Origin of the sequence: Pandoraea capi (assembly GCF_902459735.1) — a bacterium.
In the GTDB taxonomy this organism is placed as follows: Bacteria; Pseudomonadota; Gammaproteobacteria; order Burkholderiales; family Burkholderiaceae; genus Pandoraea; species Pandoraea capi.
In genome coordinates this window covers 56753-76695 of the sequence record NZ_CABPRV010000004.1, presented here as the reverse complement: position 1 = coordinate 76695, position 19943 = coordinate 56753, and the positions used below count along the sequence as shown (strand labels likewise).

Annotated in this window: 15 protein-coding genes, 1 pseudogene and 1 riboswitch; of the genes and pseudogenes, 6 read left to right on the top strand and 10 right to left on the bottom strand. The window is 64.8% G+C overall.

Going from position 1 to position 19943, the window contains the following annotated elements; translation table 11 throughout:
- Positions 1-73: 73 nt before the first annotated feature.
- From xdhC to xdhA, 3 genes are read right to left on the bottom strand one after another with little or no spacing between them, the layout of a single operon-like run.
- Positions 74-1162 carry a xanthine dehydrogenase accessory protein XdhC gene (xdhC, locus tag PCA20602_RS10400; protein WP_150721178.1) on the bottom strand — a complete coding sequence of 363 codons (1089 nt, stop codon included), beginning with the start codon at positions 1160-1162 and terminating at the stop codon, positions 74-76.
- Positions 1162-3501, bottom strand: coding sequence for a xanthine dehydrogenase molybdopterin binding subunit (xdhB, locus tag PCA20602_RS10395; RefSeq protein WP_150721177.1), 2340 nt, complete (start codon positions 3499-3501; stop codon positions 1162-1164). The genes xdhC and xdhB overlap by 1 nt, the downstream gene beginning before the upstream one ends.
- A 12-nt stretch (positions 3502-3513) precedes the next feature.
- Positions 3514-4986, bottom strand: a complete 1473-nt coding sequence (gene xdhA, locus PCA20602_RS10390; RefSeq protein ID WP_150721176.1) for a xanthine dehydrogenase small subunit — start codon at positions 4984-4986, stop codon at positions 3514-3516.
- Between the two features lie 258 nt (positions 4987-5244).
- Between xdhA and PCA20602_RS10385 the strand changes: the two genes are divergently transcribed.
- Positions 5245-6216 (top strand): LysR substrate-binding domain-containing protein, encoded by a 972-nt coding sequence (locus PCA20602_RS10385; RefSeq protein WP_150721175.1) that lies wholly within the window; start codon positions 5245-5247, stop codon positions 6214-6216.
- A gap of 127 nt (positions 6217-6343) precedes the next feature.
- On the opposite strand, the gene PCA20602_RS10380 is transcribed toward PCA20602_RS10385, so the two are convergent.
- The 4 genes from PCA20602_RS10380 to PCA20602_RS10365 all read right to left on the bottom strand — a co-directional run bounded on the left by PCA20602_RS10380 (position 6344) and on the right by PCA20602_RS10365 (position 9917).
- Complete coding sequence (locus PCA20602_RS10380) at positions 6344-6856, bottom strand: disulfide bond formation protein B (protein ID WP_150721174.1); 513 nt, start codon at positions 6854-6856, stop codon at positions 6344-6346.
- 253 nt (positions 6857-7109) lie between these two features.
- A complete protein-coding gene (locus tag PCA20602_RS10375; RefSeq protein ID WP_150721173.1) occupies positions 7110-8495 on the bottom strand; it encodes an amidase in 1386 nt (461 codons plus the stop codon).
- 2 nt (positions 8496-8497) lie between these two features.
- Positions 8498-9217 (bottom strand): GntR family transcriptional regulator, encoded by a 720-nt coding sequence (locus tag PCA20602_RS10370; protein ID WP_150721172.1) that lies wholly within the window; start codon positions 9215-9217, stop codon positions 8498-8500.
- Positions 9218-9230: 13 nt separating this feature from the next.
- A complete protein-coding gene (locus PCA20602_RS10365) occupies positions 9231-9917 on the bottom strand; it encodes a DUF2848 domain-containing protein (RefSeq protein WP_069344782.1) in 687 nt (228 codons plus the stop codon).
- 529 nt (positions 9918-10446) lie between these two features.
- Between PCA20602_RS10365 and PCA20602_RS10360 the strand changes: the two genes are divergently transcribed.
- Positions 10447-12231: a cation:proton antiporter gene (locus tag PCA20602_RS10360; protein WP_150721171.1), complete on the top strand. Its 1785-nt coding sequence runs from the start codon at positions 10447-10449 to the stop codon at positions 12229-12231.
- A gap of 150 nt (positions 12232-12381) precedes the next feature.
- Here PCA20602_RS10360 and PCA20602_RS10355 read toward each other — a convergent pair whose 3' ends face one another.
- The 3 genes from PCA20602_RS10355 to PCA20602_RS10345 form a co-directional block, all read right to left on the bottom strand.
- The gene (locus PCA20602_RS10355) at positions 12382-12960 is read right to left on the bottom strand and encodes a PaaI family thioesterase (protein WP_150721170.1); all 579 of its coding nucleotides are present in this window, start codon (positions 12958-12960) and stop codon (positions 12382-12384) included.
- Positions 12961-13309: 349 nt separating this feature from the next.
- A complete protein-coding gene (gene ribB / locus PCA20602_RS10350) occupies positions 13310-14026 on the bottom strand; it encodes a 3,4-dihydroxy-2-butanone-4-phosphate synthase (RefSeq protein ID WP_246182117.1) in 717 nt (238 codons plus the stop codon).
- A gap of 96 nt (positions 14027-14122) precedes the next feature.
- Positions 14123-14299, bottom strand: a riboswitch (FMN riboswitch).
- A gap of 261 nt (positions 14300-14560) precedes the next feature.
- Positions 14561-14761, bottom strand: a complete 201-nt coding sequence (locus tag PCA20602_RS10345; RefSeq protein ID WP_150721169.1) for a heavy-metal-associated domain-containing protein — start codon at positions 14759-14761, stop codon at positions 14561-14563.
- Between the two features lie 277 nt (positions 14762-15038).
- Between PCA20602_RS10345 and PCA20602_RS10340 the strand changes: the two genes are divergently transcribed.
- From PCA20602_RS10340 to PCA20602_RS10325, 4 genes and pseudogenes are all read left to right on the top strand, one after another.
- The gene (locus PCA20602_RS10340; protein WP_150721168.1) at positions 15039-17588 is read left to right on the top strand and encodes a heavy metal translocating P-type ATPase; all 2550 of its coding nucleotides are present in this window, start codon (positions 15039-15041) and stop codon (positions 17586-17588) included.
- Between the two features lie 175 nt (positions 17589-17763).
- The gene (locus PCA20602_RS10335) at positions 17764-18570 is read left to right on the top strand and encodes an endonuclease/exonuclease/phosphatase family protein (RefSeq protein WP_150721167.1); all 807 of its coding nucleotides are present in this window, start codon (positions 17764-17766) and stop codon (positions 18568-18570) included.
- Positions 18571-18577: 7 nt separating this feature from the next.
- Positions 18578-18967: pseudogene (gene cueR, locus PCA20602_RS10330) on the top strand (Cu(I)-responsive transcriptional regulator); the annotation flags it as partial.
- Positions 18968-19462: 495 nt separating this feature from the next.
- Entirely contained in the window at positions 19463-19603 is a 141-nt protein-coding gene (locus tag PCA20602_RS10325; RefSeq protein WP_087686702.1) for a DUF3563 family protein, read from the top strand.
- The last annotated feature ends 340 nt before the right edge of the window (positions 19604-19943 follow it).

Below are 19943 nucleotides of genomic sequence, written 5' to 3'. Positions count from 1 at the left end.
GGGCGGGATTCTACCGTCGGAGACCCTCGCCGGTCTCGTGGGCGCGTTGCCGTCTGTGACGTTCGCGAGATCGTCAGGCCGAAATGCCGGTGTCCTGCGTCGCGGTCTGAGCGGTCTGCGCCATCTGATGCATCTGCTGTTCGCGCACTCGCAGCAACTGCGCCGTGACGGCAATCGCAATCGTCGCGGGGGCTTTGCCGCTGATTCCGGCCACACCGATGGGGCAGATCATCTGTTCGAAACGCTCGGGCGGCACGCCGCGATCGCGCAGGCGGTGTTCGAACTGACGACGCTTGGTCATCGACCCGATCAACCCGAAATAGGCGAAATCGCGGCGCTTGAAGATTTCCTCGCACAGGCGCTGGTCGAGCGCATGGTTGTGCGTCATGACGAGGAAATACGCCCCCGGCGGCGCTTCGGTCACCACGGCCTCCGGCGTGTCGGTCGACTCGACGACGGTATTGGGCGGTACCGATTCGGGGAACGTCTCGCTACGCTCGTCGGCCCATGTGACGCGGCACGGCAGCGTGGCGAGCACTTGCACGATGGCTTGCCCGACGTGGCCCGCGCCGAACAGCACGATATGGAAGTCGCTCGGCGCGAGTCGCTCGGTGAGCCACAGCCAGCCGTCGCTGCCTTGCCAGAACGAGCAGGCGGCGTCGTCGGCGTCGCGAGTGAGCGTGTGCGGTTGGGCGAGCGGTTCGCTGGCGTCGAGCGCCGTCAGCAGTACCGGGCCGCCTTGCTGCTGACTTGCCGCCGCGTCTGCCCCCGGTGCGCCGAACGCCACACTGCGCAGGCTCGCCTGACCGGCTGCCAGACGCTTGTGCAAGGCGCTCACCCAGGCCAGATCGGCCAGCGTGAGCACTTCGAAGGCAAGGGTGACGGCGCCGCCGCAGCACTGGCCGAGGCTCGGGCCGAGCGCAAAGCGCTCGACGTGGCGCGCGCCTTGCTGCCCGTACTGACGCAGCAACTGGCGCGCGACATCCATCGCCCGCCATTCGAGATGGCCGCCGCCGATCGTCTCCCACACGTGTTCACGCGTCACAAGCAGATGTGTGCCCGCCTCACGCGGCGCAGAGCCCTCCACGCGCGCGATCGTGACCAGTACGGCCGCTTCGCCGCGCGCGAGCAGCTTGTGGGCGACGTCAACCCAGCGATGCATCAGGCGGCGCTCCGGGTGCGCAACTCGGTGATCGCCATGAGCAGCGCTTCGGAAGTGGCCGGCGCGTTGAGCACCGGCTCGTCGCGATAGTCGTTCACGCTGGCCACCGCGTCGCGCAGGGCGTTGAACACCGAGAACGGCAGCAGCAGCGGCGGCTCGCCCACGGCTTTCGAGCGATGGATCGAGTCCATCACGTTGGTGTTGTCGAACAGCGCCACGCGGAAGTCTGTCGGGCAATCGCTGATGCCGGGAATCTTGTACGTGGAGGGGGCATGCGTCATGAGCTTGCCGTCCTTGTTCCACCACAGCTCTTCCGTCGTGAGCCAGCCCATGCCCTGAATGAACGCGCCTTCGACCTGACCGATGTCGAGCGCCGGGTTGATCGACTTGCCCGCGTCGTGCAGCACATCGGCGCGCAGCAGACGCCATTCGCCGGTGAGCGTGTCGAGGATCACTTCCGAGACGGCCGCGCCGTAGGCGAAGTAGTAGAACGGGTTGCCGTTCATCGCCTTGGCGTCCCACGAGAGTCCCGGCGTGGCGTAGAAACCGTCCGACCAGAGTTGCACGCGTGCCCAGTACGCCGCTTCCACGAGGTCGGGGAAGGGAACGTCGTTGCCGTTCGCGCTGACGAGGTCGTTGGCGAAACGCACGTCGTCCGCCGAGCCGCCGTACTTCTGTGCGGCAAACGCGGCCAGACGCTGGCGAATCTGCCACGCCGCGTTCTGTGCGGCCTTGCCGTTCAGATCGGCCCCGGTCGATGCGGCCGTAGCCGACGTGTTCGCCACCTTGCTCGTGTCGGTGGCCGTCACCCGCACGTGGGAGAGGTCGACGCCGAGTTCATGCGCCACCACCTGTGCGACCTTGGTGTTCAGTCCCTGACCCATCTCGGTGCCGCCGTGGTTCACGAGCATCGAGCCGTCACGGTAGACGTGCACCAGCGCACCGGCCTGGTTGAACGCCTGCACGTTGAACGAGATGCCGAACTTGAGCGGCGTGAGCGCCAGCCCCTTGCGCAGCACCGGGCTCGTGCGGTTGAACGCGCGCACGGCTTCGCGGCGGGCGCGGTAGTCGCTCGTGCGCTCCAGTTCCGCGACCAGCTCGTGGATGATGTTGTCCTTGACGAGTTGTCCGTACGGCGTGACGTTGCGTTCGGTCTTGCCGTAGAAGTTCACGCGGCGTACGTCCAGCGCATCCTTGCCCAGACGGCGCGCGATGGCGTCTTGCAGCACTTCCATGATGAGCGCGCCTTGCGGGCCGCCGAAGCCACGGAACGCCGTGTTCGATTGCGTGTTCGTCTTGCCGCACAGGGCGCGCAGATCGGCGTCGGGCACGAAGTAGGCGTTGTCGAAGTGGCAGATGGCGCGCGTGGCGACCGGGCCCGACAGGTCAGCCGAGAATCCGGCGCGCAGCGTCATGTCGACCTTCGCGCCGGTGATGCGGCCGTCGTCGTCGAAACCGACGTCATACTCGAAGTAGAAACCGTGACGCTTGCCCGTCATCATGAAGTCGTCGTCACGATCCAGACGCAGCTTCACCGGGCGCTTGAGCTTTGAGGCACACAGCGCCGCGACGCACGCGAACAGGCCCGACTGCGATTCCTTGCCGCCGAAGCCACCGCCCATACGACGGCATTCGACCTGCACCTGATGGCTGTGCCAGCCCAGCGCATGGGAGACGAGCGCCTGCATTTCGCTCGGGTGTTGCGTCGAGCAATAGACGTGGATGCCGTCGTTTTCCTTGGGGATGGCGTACGAAATCTGGCCTTCGAGGTAGAACTGCTCCTGCCCATTGCATTCGAACGTGCCGCTCAGGCGGTTCGGCGACGCTTGCAGCGCGGCATCGGCATCGCCCCGGCGCAATTGCATCGGCGGAAGTACGCCGGCGCCCGCGGCCTTGGCGGCCTGCGGCGTGAGGATGGCGGGCAAGTCTTCGTATTCGCCCTTGCTCAGACGTGCGGCGCGACGGGCGGCGTCGTGGGATTCGGCCACCACGGCGAACATCGGCTGGCCGATGTATTGCACGACACCGTCCGCGAAAATCGGGTCGTCGTGAATGACCGGGCCGCAATCGTTCACGCCGGGAATGTCGGCCGCGGTGAGCACGGCGATCACGCCCGGGGCGCGGCGCACGGCGTCGAGATCGAGCGAGAGAATGCGCGCGTGCGCCTTGGGAGACGGGCCGAGCGCGCAGTGCAGAGTGCCTTGCAGCTCGGGAATGTCGTCGGTGTACGTGGCCTCGCCGGCGACGTGAAGCTCGGCCGACTCGTGCGGGCGCGAGCGGCCAACCTGGGCGGCAGTCTGTGCGGTCTGCGTCATGAAGCCTTCGACTTGCGTGTTCATGGGCAACTCCGGTTAGACGTTGGCAAACGCGTTGACTTCATGCGCCGCAAGCGGCGCGTCGGTGCGCGTTTCCAGGAAAAAACGATACAGCAGATTCTGCGCGCCGGCCAGACGATACGCGCTCGTCGCACGCATGTCGGACAGCGGCTGATAGTCCGTCGGCAGGGCGGCCATGGCGGCGCGCACATTGGCTTCCGTCCACGGCTGGCCGTTCAGTGCCGCCTCGATGGCGCTGCCGCGCTTGGGCGTGGCGGCCATGCCGCCGAAGGCGATGCGCGCCGAGCGCACGGTGTCGCCGTCGAGTTCGACGGCAAACGCGGCGCAAACGGCCGAGATGTCCTGATCGAAGCGTTTCGCGAGCTTGTAGGTGCGAAAGCGTTGCGCCGTGCCCGGCAGCGGCACGCGAATGCCCTGCACGAACTCGCCCGCTTCGAGAGCGTTCTTCTGATACGCAATGTAGAAGTCTTCGAGCGGCATTTCACGCACCACGCCTTCGCGGTGCAGCACGATGCGCGTGCCGAGCACGATCAGCGCGGGCATCGAATCCCCGATGGGCGAGCCGTTGGCGACGTTGCCGCCGAGTGTTCCGGCATTGCGGATCGGGAACGAGGCGAAGCGCTGACGCAGTTCGGCCAGATCCGGATAGTGATTGACGAGCGCATCGTACGCATCGTTGAGCAAGGCCCCCGCACCGATGTAGATGCCGTTCGGACCTTCGGAAATCTCGCGCAGTTCCGCCACCTGACCGATGTAGATGAGGTGCTTCAGTTCGCGGAATTGCTTCGTCACCCACAGACCCACGTCGGTGCTGCCGGCGAGGATGCGGGCGTCCGGGTAGGCGGCGCGCAGACGGCCGAGTTCGGCGAGCGTGCGCGGTGCGTGGAAGACATGGCCGTCGTGTTCATACGAAAGTGTGTCGCCGCGCTGCAACGCCTGAAGCTGCTCGGCGAGCGCCTTCCGGTCGAATGCCTGGCGCGGCAGTTCGAACATCTTCTGTGCGGCGTCGACGATGGGACGGTAGCCCGTGCAGCGGCACAGGTTGCCGGACAGCACGTCGTCGATTTCCCGGCGGCCCGGGCAGCCGGCGTCGGCCGGACGGTTCAGATACATGGCCCACAGCGACATCACGAAGCCCGGCGTGCAGAAACCGCACTGCGAGGCATGGCAGTCCACCAGCGCCTGCTGCACCGGGTGCAGCGTGCCGTCGGCAGCGCGCAGGTCTTCGACCGTGAAGAGCGCCTTGCCGTCGAGCGTGGGCAGGAACTGGATGCACGCGTTGACCGCACGCAGCGCCACATTGCCATCGTCGGCCAACTCGCCGATCACGACCGTGCAGGCGCCGCAATCGCCCTCGGCACAACCTTCCTTGGTGCCGGTGCAATGCAGGTCTTCGCGCGTGTACTGAAGCACGGTGCGGGTCGTGGCTTCGCCAGTGACCTCGTGCACCTTGCCGCGGTAAAAGAAGCGGATGGCTTGTGTCTCCATGGTTCTCAGTGTAGTGCAGTGGGGTTGCAGGGGTGCCGGATCGCTTGTCATCGCCCGGAAGCCCCGGTGGACGGGGCAGGAGCGGTATGGAGCAGGCCCGGCGTAGGGATGAGCCGAAGATAGCACCGGCTGACGGGGGAAATATTTCGCCACCATGATGATGGCTATTCGGGCGCCCCGATGAGCCGTGCTTGTCATAAACTACCGCTCAACCTGCCGTTTTCCGGTGTTCAACACGCCTTCAGAGCGCCCCCGCCCATGCAAAGACCCCGCGAACAGATCGACGCCTACCTGCTGCGGGTACTCCATACGCTGCTCACCGAGCAAAGCGTCTCGCGCGCCGCGCTCAAGCTGGGGCAGTCGCAGCCGGCCATCAGCAACTCGCTGCGTCGCCTGCGCGAGATCACCGGCGACGCCATTCTGGTGCGCGGCAAGAGCGGCATGGTGGCCACCGAGCGCGGCCGGGAACTGCTAGGCTACGCCACCGACGCGCTCGCCGCCATCGAACGCATTACCCATCCGACCACCGAATTCGCGCCGCAAACCACCACGCGGGCGTTCCGGCTCGGCGCCCCCGACTACCTCGATGCCGTCTTTCTGCCCAACATCGCCGAAGTGCTGCGCCGCGATGCACCGTCGGCCAGACTGCATGTCCAGCCGATCAATGCCGGCTTCGACTACGCGGGCGCGCTGGAAAACGGCTCGCTCGACGTGGTGATCGGCAACTGGCTGGAGCCGCCGCCGCAGTTGCACATGTCGCGGCTGTTCGACGACGAGGTCGTCTGCATGCTCGGCGCGCAGCACCCGCTCGCGAACAAGGGCATCTCGCTCAAGCACTACCTGGAGTTGCCGCACCTCGCGCCGATGCCTTACGTCGCCGAGCGGCAGAGCTTCATCGACGGCTATCTGGCCGAGCAGGGGCTGCGCCGCAATATCCAGATGACGATGCCTTACTTCGGGCTGGTGCCGTACGTGCTGATGCGCACCGATCTGGTGTTTACGACGGGGCGTCAGTTTGCGCAGCATTACGCGCGTTATCTGCCGATTCGTGTGGTGCCGTCGCCGATCCAGTTCCCGCCCATGCGCTTCTATCAACTGTGGCACGAGCGCACGCACGCCGCGCCCGAGGTGACGTGGCTGCGCCGACGCATCGCCGAAGTGGCGACGGAACTCGACGCGGCGAGCGGCGGCAGCGGCGCAACGGAAGCGCCTGCCTTGGCGCGGCCCTGAGCGCGATAGCGTCTCAGCACAAGGCTTGTGGCCCAAAGCATAACGGCCGTCGCCCCAGGGGCTGACGGCCGTTGTTGTGTGTGGCTTAACGTGTCGCGGCAGCGTTACAAGCCGTGAGCGACAAACCTTAGCGCAACGAAATCGCGCGACGCGGGCGATGCAGCGCCAGCGCCAGGAAAATCACCACGAATGCGGCGAGCGACCACATCGGCAGCGTCAGCCCCAGAATCGGCGGGTACATCGTCTGGCACATGCCCTGCACCTGGAAGACTTGCGGCAGCATGCGCGAGGTCGGCAGCGCGTCGACGAACGCTTCGACCACGTCGTAACCACAGCTCACCATCGGATTGGCCTGCACGTAGATCAGATAGGCCGACGCGGCCATGCCGCCGATGGCCGACAGCGCAGCGAGCACGCGCGCGACCTGAATGCCTGCCCATCCCCGCGAGACCGCACCGACGAGACCGAAGATCGCGATCAGCAGCAGTGCGTAACGCGCCAGAATGCACAGCGGACACGGATCTTCGTGACGCACGTACTGGAAGTACAGTGCGCCGCCCAGCAGGGCGAGGCAAACCACGGTGAGCAGGAGATACAGCAGACGTTCGCGGCGCAGGGCCGGGTCGATTTGAGCGTTCATTTCACTTCGGGCGGTAGGCCATCACAAATCCCGCGAATCCCCGCATGACGCCGGGCAGCAGGCACTTGGGCTGGGATTGTAACCCCAGCCCGGGGCGTGTGTGAGTCGAAAAATTAGGGAACTTTTCGTCCGAAAATCAGACGGTTGCGCACGTTCCGATGCCACCCGCTTCGCGAGTTGAGGATTGACCCTGACAGGCGGTGCGATGCGGTTGCGCACCGCCCGCCCGTGTCTTGTGTCAACGCTTGATGCGTCAACTCCCCAGACCTGCCGAGCGCAGGGCGCGCTCGATGGCGCGTCCGGTCGGGAAGAGGCGCGCGTCGTCGCCGCGTGCGCCGCTGACCATGAGGCCGATTGGGGCTTCTCCCTTCGCCTGACAAGGCAACGAAAAGGCGCAGCCGTCGATCATGTTGATGGCCGTGGGGTTGCGCAGCACGAGCGCGTTGGTCGCGGTGAAGGCGTCGTCGCTGGCTTCGAGCGGGGCGATGGCGGGCGGCGTGAGCGGCACGGTCGGGCACAGCACGGCGTCGAAGCGTTGCCAGACGGGGACGGCGGCTGCGATCAGCGCTGCCCGGGCGTTGAGCAGGTCGATATAGTCGGCCGCGCCCGCAGGCTCGCCCTTGCGGATGCGCACGAGCACGCGGGGGTCGTAGCCGTCTGCACGCTCGGCGAGCCACTTGCGATGCCAGGCATATGCCTCGATCGGGGAAAAGCCGAAGCGGTTGATCGCGGGCAGGTTGTCGAACGGTGTGAACTGGAATTCGACGAGCGTGGCCCCGGCCTGGGCAAGCGCCGAGAGGGCGCGCTCGTAGATGGCGAGGGCGGCCGGTTCGGCGCCGTCGAGCACGAAGTTGGTCAAGACGCCGAAACGCATGCCGCGCACACTGCGCGGCGCGGCCGGGGTTTCGTCCACCGGATTGCCGGCGAGAATCGCATCGATCCACGCGCAGCAATCCACCGAGCGACCGATGGGGCCGACCGAGTCGAGCGACGTCGACAGCGGCAGGGCGCCATCGCGCGGAGTGCGCGAGGCCGTTGGCTTGAAGCCCGTCAGGCCGCAGAATGCCGCCGGAATGCGGATCGAGCCGCCCGTATCGGTGCCCAGACCCACTGCTGCCATGCCGTCGGCGACCGAAGCGGCGGCTCCCGACGAGGACCCGCCGGCGATGTGGCCGGCTTCACGCTGCCACGGCGAGCGCGGCGTGCCGTAATGCGGATTCAGCCCGAGGCCCGAAAACGCGAACTCGGTCATGTTGGTGCGGCCGACGATGACGGCGCCCGCCTGACGCAAGCGGGCAACGGCAAGCGCGTCGTGCGTGGCGGGGGCTGCGTCGGCGAGCACCGTGGAACCGGCGCGCGTGACCTGACCGGCGACGTCGAACAGATCCTTGACCGAGACGGGAACGCCCATGAGCGGCGACAGGCGCGTGCCGGCGCGGCGCAGCGCGTCGAGCCCGTCGGCGGCGTCGCGGGCGGCTTGTGCATCGACCTGCGTGAAAACGACATTGCCCTGACCGGCGGGATCGGCGATGCGCGCGAGCGCCTGCTCCGTAAGGGCGCGGCTGGTGGTGCGGCCCGCGTCGAGCGCGGCGGCGAGTTCGGACAGGGGGCGTTGCAGATCGATGGCGTCGGTGCTCATGGTCAGATCGCTTTCAGAATATGGGTGCGGAATTCTTCGATGTGACGGGCGATGGCCCGCCGGGCGCGCTCGCCGTCATGGGCGGCCAGCGCTTCGTACAGTTCCAGATGCTCTTCATAGACGCCTTCCAGATGGCTCGGCGTGGACAGCGCGAGAAACCAGAAGCGCAGCGAGCGTTCGTGCAGGCCGCGCAGCAGTTCGGCGAGTGTCTGGTTGCGCGAGGCGCGCGAAATCGCCAGATGGAAGTCGCGGTCGATGCGCATCATGGCCGCGACGTCGCGCGCGGCGATGGCCTCACGCGAACGCCTCAGCACGGCGTGAATGGCCGCGAGGTCGTCTGGCGTGGCGGCACGCGCGGCCAGTTCGACGCAATACGTCTCGTTGATCATGCGCACGTCGATGATCTCGAGCGCATCGTTCAGCGAGACGGGCGAGACCATCGCGCCCTTGCGCGGCAGGATGACCAACAACCCTTCGAGCGCCAGACGGTGCATTGCCTGGTGCACGGGCGTGCGTCCGAGTCCCGTCGACTGCATCAGTTGCGCTTCGTTGAGCGTTTCGCCCGGACGCAGACGCAACGTGATGATGTCGTGCTTGATCGCTTCGTAGGCGCGTTCCGTCAGGCTGCGGCCGTCCGTGGTGGCGGGCGGCGCGAGGGTGGCTGCGGCGGCGTCTGTGGCGATGTGAGAAGCGCGGGACTCGAAAGCGGTGTCGTTGGGCATCGGATGGGGGCGGTCAGTCGGCGATCGCCAGCGCCCGGGTGGCGTAGCAATGCCGGATCGTGCGGCCGAGGACCGGGTCGTGCAGCTCGATCTCGAACTGCTCGCCACCGGCCACGCCGCCAATGGCAGCGAGTGTGCCACAGAACATGGCCGCGCCCGCCGGCAAGCCTTGCGGCCCGAGCTTCGCCATCAATTCCTGCGGCGACAGCAGGCCGTCCACATTGCCCTCCTGATACAGGCGCCGCTCGCCGTCCTTCGTCACCCACGAGCGCATCGTCAGGCGATCCCAGTGCGCGGCGACGTCGGCGAAACGCCATGCCTCGCGAGCCACCGGCTTGGCACAGACCTGTTTGGAGACGGTCACGCCGTAGGCCTCGACTTCGCGGTCGGTGTGATCCGAACCGATGCTCACGAACAGGTCGTCGCCGTGCCGCACGAGGACGCACTCGGCTTCACCGCTGCTGGTCTGGCCCACGACGTCGATGGCGTCGTCCTGCGAGAGCAGTGCCGGGGCGAGCCGGTAGAAGCAAGGCGTGCTCGACGGCCGGCGTACGCCCAGTGCCGCCAGCTCGGCAATGTGATGCTCGACGGCGTCCTGATCGCGCCCGGCCCAGCCGGCGATGATCAGCGTGTCGACCTGGACATCGACGCGCACGGGGGCGCCGTCGCCGGACACCATCAGTGACAAACGGGAACTCATACGTCCACAACTCCTGAAAAGACCGCTGGACAGCCGATGGATAGCCAATCGCGGCGGTCAGTGAAATTCAATTGATATTTATGTGATATTTCACAAGGAGCATCGACAAAAATCAAGAAGAAAAATTTCTGACGATGTGGTGAAAAACGGGAATTTTTTATGAAAAGCCCCGTCAATCTTGGGTTGCGCGCGTGTCAGGGCATCGCGTATATTGATTCGGCGCTAGTAGTCAGCCGTCGGATTGACCGAATATTTGCGTGTTTTGCTGTTCCGGTGTGCGAACCGGCGTCCTCCGCGGGGTTGGAGGAATGCAGCAAATCACGGGGTTCGGCAGCAGGCTCGTCCGGAACCCGGGCATACGAACGCAACGTCTATCAAGCCGGCAGGGGCAAACCTGACCGGCTTCCCACCTTCATCAAGCATCACGCCTCGTGTCATCGCTGCGGCTTCTCCGAAGACGCGGCGCGTCACCGGCGTGGGGTCAAGAACATCAATATCGGCGCAAGGCGCTGCGGGGAGAACGTATCGGATGCATCACGCCATCGACTTCATTCAGGATCTGGCCGTCATCATGCTGCTGGCAGGCATCGTGACGGTCATCTTCAACCGGTTCCGGCAACCGGTCGTGCTCGGCTACATCGTGGCGGGCGTGATCATCGGGCCATATACGCCGCCGTTCGCTCTCATACATGACGAGAAGACCATCGGGATCCTTGCCGAACTCGGTGTCGTGTTCCTGATGTTCTCGCTGGGCCTCGAATTCAGTCTGCGCAAGCTCGCGCGCGTTGGAGTGACGGCGTTCGTCGCGGCGCTGACCGAAATCGTGCTGATGCTCTGGCTCGGCTACGAGATCGGCCGTTTCTTCGGCTGGAAGGCGATGGATTCGATCTTCCTCGGTGCCATGCTGGCGGTCTCGTCGACCACCATCATCGTCAAGGCGCTCGACGAACTCGGCATGAAGCGCGAACGCTTCGCGCAACTGATTTTCGGCGTACTGATCGTGGAAGACGTGCTCGCTATCGGCATGATCGCGCTGCTTTCGGGGATCGCCATCAGCGGTCAGGTCGATGCCGGCGAAGCCACCTTCACGCTGGGCAAGCTGCTGCTGTTCATGGTCGTGTCGCTGGTCGTGGGCATCTTGCTGGTGCCGCGGATTCTGGCTTACGTCGCGAAGTTCAAGAGCGACGAGATGCTGCTGGTGGTCGTGCTCGGCCTGTGCTTCGGCTTCTGTCTGCTTGTGATCCAGATGGGTTACAGCGTGGCGCTCGGCGCATTCCTGATCGGCGCGATCATGGCGGAGGCGCGGGAGTTGCACACGATCGAGCGTCTGGTCGCGCCGCTGCGCGACATGTTCAGCGCAGTGTTCTTCGTGACCATTGGGCTGTTGCTCGACCCGAATGTGCTCGTCACGTACGTCTGGCCGATTCTGGTCATCACGGTGGCGGTGGTCGTGGGCAAGATCGTCTCGTGCGGGCTGGGCTCGTACCTCTCGGGGCAGGACGGCCGCACGTCGATGCGCGTGGGCATGGGGTTGTCGCAGATCGGTGAGTTCTCGTTCATCATCGCCTCGCTCGGGCTCTCGCTCAAGGTGACCAGCGACTTCCTGTATCCGATTGCGGTGGCCGTCTCGGTGATCACCACGCTGCTCACGCCGTACCTCATCAAGAGCGCCGATCCGGTGACCGGCTGGCTGGGACGCGCCATGCCGGGGCGTCTGGCCTACGTGCTCGGACAGTACACGCAGTGGCTGCAAAGCATTCAACTGACGGGTGACAGCGCGGCGATCGTGACCATCGTGCGACGCATCGTGGTGAGCGTAGCAATCAACCTGGCGCTGGTCGTCACGATCTTCCTCGGCGGCGCGTTCTTCTATCGTCGCCTCGCGGATCTGATGAATCCGTGGGTGTCGGATCCGAGCCTGCAAAGCGCGGTGGTCTGGGGCGCGGCGCTGGTGCTGTCGCTGCCGTTCCTGATCGCGGTGTATCGCAAGCTCAAGTCGCTGTCGTTGCTGCTCGTGGAGCTGTCGGTGCCGCCGAGCCTGACCGGTCGCTACACGTTCCAGGTGCGACGCGTGGTGGCCGAGATCCTGCCGATTGCCGCCATGGTCGGCGTGATCCTGCTGTTGGCAGCGTTGTCGGCGAGCATTCTGCCGTCGACCGAAATGATTGCGCTGATCGTTGTCGGCACGCTGGTGCTGGCGGTCATCATGCGAAGCTGGTTCGTGCGCATGCACGCCAAGTTGCAGATCGCCCTCAAGGAGACGCTCGAACATCAGCCCGATGGCGAGCATGGCGGCAAGGGGCCATCGCACTGAGGCGTGTTTCGAGCGTCGCCGCGTTTCAGTAGGTATCGACGGCGCGAGAGCATGATTGCGTGCTGCGCCAGGTCGTAAAAAAGCCCGCCGGGGTCATCCTCCGGCGGGCTTTTTTATCGGGTGACGCGTCTAGCGCTGTTTTCGACTGGCTTACGCCTTCTTCGGCGGGAAGTCGAAGATCAGGCAGGTCGTCGTGGCGTGTGCGTAGAGCGTGCCGTCCGGTCCGACGATGCGGCCTTCGGCAATGCCGACCTGACGTCCCGCCTGAATGACCTTGCCTTCGGCGCGCACGAGCGGAACGTCGCGGGTGAGGGCGCGGACCATGTTGGTCTTGAGTTCGAGCGTGGTGTAGCTGCGTCCGGCGGGCAGGGTCGAGTGAATCGCGCAGGCCACGGCCGAGTCGAGCAGCGTGGCAAACCAACCGCCATGAATGGAGCCGAGCGGGTTGTAATAGGGCAATGCCGGACGTCCCTGAAAGACGGCGCGGCCATTGGCAACCTCGACGGCAATGAAGCCGAGCGTTTCACTGATCGGCGGCATCGGCAGCTTGCCGTCGAACATGGCGTCGAAGATTTCCTGGCCGGAAAGGCCGATGACGTCCGACGGCGTGGCCACGCCATAACGGGCGGGACCGTTGCGGGTGATGCGCTCGCGCACGGCGGCTTCGTCGGCTTCCCACTGCGCCAGAACGGCGGCGGCATCCGCGCGGGTGTCCAGTTTGGTATTCATGACGTCTTCCTCGTAACTTTTATCATGCTAGGCAATCGCATTGTCAGGCCGATTATAGGAGTGACCGCGCTCGGTTGCTCATTTCGCGTTAGAGGGAAGTGTCGACGGGTGCCGGGCTGGGCGGCGGGGCTTGCTCGTGGTACGCGGCATATCGGCGTACCGGCGTATCGGCGTGCAGGTGTGTAGGCGGGCCGGGGCGATGAGCGTCGTCGGTCCGCGATGAAACAGGGGCTGACGACGCGGCAGGCGAAGGTGACGCTGCGGCCACGACGGTGCGAGCCGTTGCCGTAAAGGACTGCGTCGATGAGTGACTTATCGACGCTTCATCGTCCTCTATCTAACCGACAACTCAAGCGGCCTGAGCGTGACTGAGGCGGTAAGTGGCAAGTTCGTCGATGGTCAGGATCGGCAGATCGTGCAACTTGGCGAAGCGCTCGATATCGGCGCCGCGCGTCATCGTGCCGTCCGGATTCATCAGTTCGCACAGCACGGCGGCCGGCTTCAACCCGGCGAGGATCGCCAGATCGACGGAGCCTTCCGTGTGACCGCGACGCGTGAGCACGCCGCCCGGTTGCGCACGCAGCGGGAAGACGTGACCCGGACGCGACAGGTCGGACGGTTGCGCATCGTCGGCAATCGCCGCGCGGATCGTGGTGACGCGGTCGGCGGCCGAAACGCCGGTACTCACGCCCTGACGAGCTTCGATCGTCACGGTAAACGCCGTGCCGTAACGGCTCTGGTTCTGCTCGACCATCGGCGGCAGATCGAGGCGGCGAAGCGTCTCGTCGGGCAGGCACAGGCAGACGATGCCGCTGCATTCGCGAATCAGCATGGCCATGGTGGCCGGCGTGATTTTCTCGGCGGCGACGATCAGATCGGCTTCGTTCTCGCGGTCGAGATCGTCCATGAGAATGACGGGGCGGCCATCGCGCATGGCGTCGAGCGCGGCGGCCAGACGGACTTCGACCGGCGCAAGATCGACGAATGCCGGGTAGGCATGCAGATCGTCTGCCGTGGTGTTGTCTTGCGATGCAACTTGGGTATTGCGCTGGGTGCTGGTGGACATGAAACGCTCCTCGCGTAAGTCAATTGGCGAAAAACGTTTTCGGGGCACGCGAACGGACGTGACCATGGGAGCTCGTCCCATAGCACGTGGGTGTCGACGCATCTTCTCTCATCCGGACTATGACCGTCGGCTCTGGCTTCGCACCAGATCTGCTGACCCTGCCGGTGTCGCGAAAGCAACGATGGCAGGCGCTCGCGGGCTCATGACGGCGCAGCGCACTGCGCGGCGTCACATACCGCCGGTGGGGACTTTCACCCCGCCCTGAAGACGTGTATTGCCGCCCGTCAGTCGCTGGCAGTAACGCATCGCGCGGCGTCATGACGTAGTCGGCGAGACAGAGCGTAGCACAAGGTCTTGCCGCTTTGCAGCGAAGGCCGCGTCGAGCGCGTGGGAATGGCGGGGCCGTTCCCGCTCTCCGTCCGGATACCGGATTTCGAGTCCGGCATATTCGGCCACGCCGCGATCGGGTCCGGGCGAGCGGGCCGGACGGCGCGGATGGCCGAATGACGGGATGACGGGACGACGAGATGACGCTCAGGCCTGCGTGCCCTTGACCGTATAACCGGCTTCGGTAATGGCGGCGCTGACTTCGGCGGGGGACAGATTGCTCTGCACGTCGACGCGACCGGCGCCCAGATCGACATTGACCTTGGCGTCGGCGTCCAGCTCGGTGATCGCGCGCGTGACGGCCTTGACGCAGTGACCGCAGCTCATACCTTCGACTTGCACTTGCATGATGTTCTCCTTGAAGAGGTTCGATTGCAGGGTGACACGAATGAATGGAACCGATGATAGACCTTCCCATTGCAGGAAGCTCAAGCGCTTTTTTCGGATGCGTCGGGTGACGGCTCGGACATCCCCCAAACCCGGGCGGTGCCGATCGCGTTATCTTGAATGATCGGACAGGCGGTCGATACGATGCGTGACAAGTTGCCGCACAGTGCTTGACCTTCCTGTCATGGCAAGGTCTATGCTTTGACGCATGATGACAGTCCTCGTGGGAGGCCCATAAATGACTCAGAACTGGTCGGTCGGTATCGAAGGCATGACCTGCGCATCGTGTGTGACGCGGGTAGAGAAGGCGTTACGACGCACCCCAGGGGTGGCGAGCGCCAATGTGAACCTTGCGACCGAAACGGCGGCTGTCGAGGCCGCGGCCGATGTGAAGCCGGCGGCTCTGCTTGGCGCGATCGAAGCGGCGGTGGCCGACGCCGGGTATCAGGTGGCGGAGCAATCGTTCGAACTCGCCATCGGCGGCATGACATGCGCCTCGTGTGCGGGGCGCGTCGAAAAGGCGCTGCGCAATGTGCCGGGCGTGGTCGAGGCGAACGTCAATCTGGCGACTGAGCGCGCCGCCGTGCGTGGGGTACGCGGTGCCGTGGACATCGCGGCGCTGACGACCGCGGTCGAGAAGGCGGGATATGAGGCGTCGCCCGTGACGGACCCGGCGCAGGCGGCCCAGACCGAAGGCGGCCCGGCGTGGTGGCCGGTGGCGGTCGCGGCGGTGCTCTCGCTGCCGCTGCTGCTGCCCATGCTGCTCGAACCGTTCGGGGTGCATGTGATGCCGCCGCCGTGGGTGCAATGGCTGCTCGCGACGCCGGTGCAATTCTGGCTCGGCGCGCGGTTTTACCGGGCAGGCTACAAGGCGGTGCGCGCGGGCAGCGGCAACATGGATTTGCTCGTGGCGCTGGGCACTTCGGCGGCGTATGGCCTGAGTCTGTACGAATGGTGGCGTGCGCCTGCCGGCAGCATGCCGCATCTCTATTTCGAGGCGGCTGCGGTCGTCATTACGTTGGTCCTGCTGGGCAAGGGGCTCGAAGCGCGTGCGAAGCGGCGTACGGTGGAAGCGATTCGTGCGCTGGCGGCATTGCGGCCCGAGACGGCGCGCGTGTTGCGCGACCCGGATGGCGCAGCGAGTGAGGTTGACGTGCCGCTCTCGCAAGTGAAAGTGGGCGATTGGGTCGTGGTGCGCGCCGGTGAGCGTGTGCCGGTCGACGGCGTGATTCGCGATGGCGCAAGCCAACTCGACGAGTCGTTGCTGACGGGCGAACCGTTGCCCATCGACAAGACGAGTGGCGACAAGGTCGTGGGCGGTTCGATCAATGGCGCGGGGACGCTGCGCGTGGAAACGACGGCGGTCGGCGCCGACACGGCGCTCGCTCGCATCATCCGCATGGTCGAAGACGCGCAGGCGGGCAAGGCGCCGATTCAGCGCGCCGTGGATCGTGTCGCGGCGGTGTTCGTGCCGGTGGTGGTCCTGATCGCCATCGTCACGGTGATCGCCGGCTGGGCGCTCGGGATCGGGCTGGAGGCGGCGCTGTTGAATGCCGTGGCGGTGCTTGTGATTGCGTGTCCGTGCGCATTGGGGCTCGCAACGCCGGCTGCGATCATGGTCGGCACAGGCGCGGCGGCGCGGCAGGGCATTCTGATCAAGGATGCCGAAGCGCTCGAATTGGCACATCGCATCAACGTCGTGGCGTTCGACAAGACCGGCACGCTGACGGAAGGCAAGCCGCGTCTGGTGGCGCATCTGCCCGCTGACGGTACGAGCGCAGATACGCTGTTGCGATGGGCCGCAGCGGTGCAGTCGGGCAGTTCGCATCCGTTGGCCAAGGCGGTCATGGTGGCGGCTGAGGAAGGCGGCCTGACGTCGAAGGTGCCCGTGGCGTCGGATATCGCGGCGCTGCCTGGACGTGGCATGCGTGCCGGCATTCTGGAGACGTCGGACGCCGGCAACCCGGGCCGCCGCCATGCGCTTCAGTTGGGCAATGCCAGATTGCTCGATGAGCTGGGGGTGTCGCAAGGCGCATTGGCGCAAGAGGCGACGCGTCTGGCGGGCGAGGGACGCACCGTCTCGTGGCTGGTCGAGACTGGCGTCGATGGCGTTGGTGGCGTTGGTGGCACGACGGCAACGGCACGGCTGCTCGGTCTGCTGGCGTTCGGCGACACGCTCAAGGCCAGTGCGAAGCCTGCCATCGACCGGTTGCACGCCCTCGGCGTGCGTTGCGTGATGGTGACGGGCGACAACGCGGGCAGTGCAAGCGCCGTTGCGAACGCGCTGGGCCTCGACGATGTGCACGCGGACGTGTTGCCCGAACACAAAGCCGAAGTCATTGCGCAACTCAAGCGTGACGGCGCCGTCGTGGCGATGGTCGGTGACGGCATCAACGACGCCCCGGCGCTGGCGGCTGCCGACGTCGGCATCGCCATGGGCTCGGGGACCGATGTTGCGATGCAGACGGCGGGCATTACGCTCATGAGCGGCGATCCGCTGCGTGTGGCCGATGCCATCGACGTCTCGCGTCGCACCTGGTCGAAGATCCGTCAGAACCTGTTCTGGGCGTTTGCGTACAACGTGGTCGGGATTCCGCTGGCGGCGTTCGGGCTGCTGAGTCCCGTGATTGCCGGTGCGGCGATGGCGTTGAGCAGTGTCAGTGTCGTCAGTAATGCACTGCTGTTGCGTCGGTGGCGACCTGCGGATCAACCGGCGACATTAGGCGCAGTAGATGGTGCCGGCGGGGCGGCGAAACACGTCGGTGAGGCCCATCGGGCGGGCATCTGAGGGCGGTTTGCCCGGGCACAAGGTGATCGGCGCATAATGAAACCAGCAGAGGCAACGTACCGACGGTGAATCGTCAGTCCGTTGCCGAGATTTTCACTTGCCTTGAAATTCGCCGAAAGCGGCATCATCTAGGTGATATCGTCTGTCTTCCGGCACGGAGTCAATGCTGCCGAATATGAATAGTCTGCATATCGCAAGTTACAACATCCACAAGGGCTTTTCCGCGTTCAACCGACTGCGTGTTCACGAATTGCGCGCAGGGCTGGAGGGGCTGGCGCCCGATCTCGTCTTCCTGCAGGAAGTGCAGGGCATGCACCAGCGGCACGCGGTGCGCCACAGTAATTGGCCGGTGCAGCCGCAGCACGAGTTCCTGGCGGGCGCCATGTGGCGTGATCACGCATATGGCCGGAATGTCGTTTATGAGCATGGGCACCACGGCAACGCGATTTTGAGCCGTTATCCGATCGTCAAATCGGACAATCACGACATCACGACCTATAGTTTTGAGAAGCGCGGCATGCTTCATTGCGAAATTGCCGTGCCGGGGCTGGAGCAACCGTTGCATTGCCTGTGCGTGCATCTGTCGCTGGCCGGCCAGGGCCGACGTCGCCAGTTTGAGATGCTGACGGAGCGGGTGGCGGACGCCATTCCTTCGGATGCACCGCTGATCATCGCCGGCGACTTTAACGACTGGAGTAATCAGGCGGACCGTCTGCTGGCTGAGAAATTGGCGCTGACGGAAGTGTTTCAGAATAGCGCTGGTCGTCCGGCGCGCAGTTTCCCGAGCGGATTGCCGCTTTTACGACTTGACCGTATTTACGCACGCGGCTTTCGTATCGAAGGGGCGCAAGTGTTGCATGGGCGTCCCTGGTCACGGATCTCCGATCATGCGCCGATCAGTGCCCGACTCGTGCCGTCGGATACCGGGAAGGCCGTGAACGGATCCTCTCTCCCGTCGTTCAACCCTCGTTCCCCCCAGTGAGGTCGCCATGAACATCGGACAAGCGGCGCAGGCCAGCGGCGTTACGGCCAAGATGATCCGGTACTACGAGAGTATCGGCCTGATGCCCCCGAGCCCCCGCTCCGAGGCAGGTTACCGGCGGTACGGCGAACAGGATCTGCATTTGCTGCGGTTCATTCGTCAGGCGCGTCGGTTGGGTTTCGGTATCGACCAGATTCGTCAGTTGCTCGCGCTCTGGCAGGATCGTGGCCGCTCTAGCGCCCAGGTGAAGGCGCTGGCGCAATCTCACGTCGACGAACTCAATCAACGCATCGGCGAACTCGTCGCCATGCGCGACACGCTGTCGCATCTCGCCGTGCATTGCCATGGCGACGACCGGCCGGACTGTCCGATTCTGGAAGGGCTGGCGGCCGCAGAACTGCCCGGTAGTCTCGGTGCGAACAAGGCGCAAGCCGATTGCGGCACGATGGCTGCCGCGTGCGGCAGTGCGACACAACCCGCGGCGGCGCCGTCGGCGAGCGCAGCCAACACCCCTGCGGGCGGGCCGGTGGTCGAGAGCGATGCCCAAGGCGCGCGCCATGCGCCGCAAGGCTGACGACGATGGCATGACGTGATGGGCGTGTCACATTCGACACGTCATCTACCCCGTGACGCGCCGCAGCAGCGGCGCTTTTTTTGTCATTCGAATTTTGATCGCGCCGGTGCGACAGCGGATCGCAGCGTACTTTTGGGTGAGGTTTTTTTTTATGTTGTTGATTTTTAATTGAATTTTATGGAATTGACTCCATTCGAAGTGATGCTCTAGCAGATTTTGTTGGTTTTTCACATATAGGGTCTAACCCTTAACGGGAAAACCCTATATAATGCGAAGCACTGCTGCGATGCAGCACACTAATTGAATTGGAGAAACGTCATGTTTGCCGCCCTGTTTGAAGTCGTGAACACTTGGTTTGAAACTGCTGAACGCCGTCGTCGTGAGTCGTTCCTGGCTGAGTCGAAGGACATCATTGAGCTGGAACAACGTATCCGCGCGCTCGAAACCGCCGGTTACTAAGCAAGTCTGAAGTCCTTCCGGACGAACGGTCGTCGCTGGCGCAGCCAGGCAAGTCGATCGTCTCATCGGGCGATTCCCGTCATTGTGTAATGACGTGCGACGGCGCCCAGCCGTGAGTCCGGATGCCGTTCCCGTTGTTCCGGGACCGGTGAAAACAAGCCCGCCACTTCGGCGGGCTTTGTCGTTTACGGCCCCCTATCGAAGCCTCCACGCGGCAACGACTGCATCCTGGATCCCTGGTAAAAGTAGCAGGTATCGCTCAACGGTTCGACGAGCGAGTTCGGCTGTCGCTTCACAACACTCTCCGTACCGACGTTCCCTCCCCAATGGTTGGCGAGTT

Coding starts and splice junctions, on each gene's coding strand:
- xdhC (WP_150721178.1), bottom strand. CDS start 1,162: ATGCATCGCTGGGTTGACGTCGCCCACAAGCTGCTCGCGCGCGGCGAA.
- xdhB (WP_150721177.1), bottom strand. CDS start 3,501: ATGAACACGCAAGTCGAAGGCTTCATGACGCAGACCGCACAGACTGCC.
- xdhA (WP_150721176.1), bottom strand. CDS start 4,986: ATGGAGACACAAGCCATCCGCTTCTTTTACCGCGGCAAGGTGCACGAG.
- PCA20602_RS10385 (WP_150721175.1), top strand. CDS start 5,245: ATGCAAAGACCCCGCGAACAGATCGACGCCTACCTGCTGCGGGTACTC.
- PCA20602_RS10380 (WP_150721174.1), bottom strand. CDS start 6,856: ATGAACGCTCAAATCGACCCGGCCCTGCGCCGCGAACGTCTGCTGTAT.
- PCA20602_RS10375 (WP_150721173.1), bottom strand. CDS start 8,495: ATGAGCACCGACGCCATCGATCTGCAACGCCCCCTGTCCGAACTCGCC.
- PCA20602_RS10370 (WP_150721172.1), bottom strand. CDS start 9,217: ATGCCCAACGACACCGCTTTCGAGTCCCGCGCTTCTCACATCGCCACA.
- PCA20602_RS10365 (WP_069344782.1), bottom strand. CDS start 9,917: ATGAGTTCCCGTTTGTCACTGATGGTGTCCGGCGACGGCGCCCCCGTG.
- PCA20602_RS10360 (WP_150721171.1), top strand. CDS start 10,447: ATGCATCACGCCATCGACTTCATTCAGGATCTGGCCGTCATCATGCTG.
- PCA20602_RS10355 (WP_150721170.1), bottom strand. CDS start 12,960: ATGAATACCAAACTGGACACCCGCGCGGATGCCGCCGCCGTTCTGGCG.
- ribB (WP_246182117.1), bottom strand. CDS start 14,026: ATGTCCACCAGCACCCAGCGCAATACCCAAGTTGCATCGCAAGACAAC.
- PCA20602_RS10345 (WP_150721169.1), bottom strand. CDS start 14,761: ATGCAAGTGCAAGTCGAAGGTATGAGCTGCGGTCACTGCGTCAAGGCC.
- PCA20602_RS10340 (WP_150721168.1), top strand. CDS start 15,039: ATGACTCAGAACTGGTCGGTCGGTATCGAAGGCATGACCTGCGCATCG.
- PCA20602_RS10335 (WP_150721167.1), top strand. CDS start 17,764: ATGAATAGTCTGCATATCGCAAGTTACAACATCCACAAGGGCTTTTCC.
- PCA20602_RS10325 (WP_087686702.1), top strand. CDS start 19,463: ATGTTTGCCGCCCTGTTTGAAGTCGTGAACACTTGGTTTGAAACTGCT.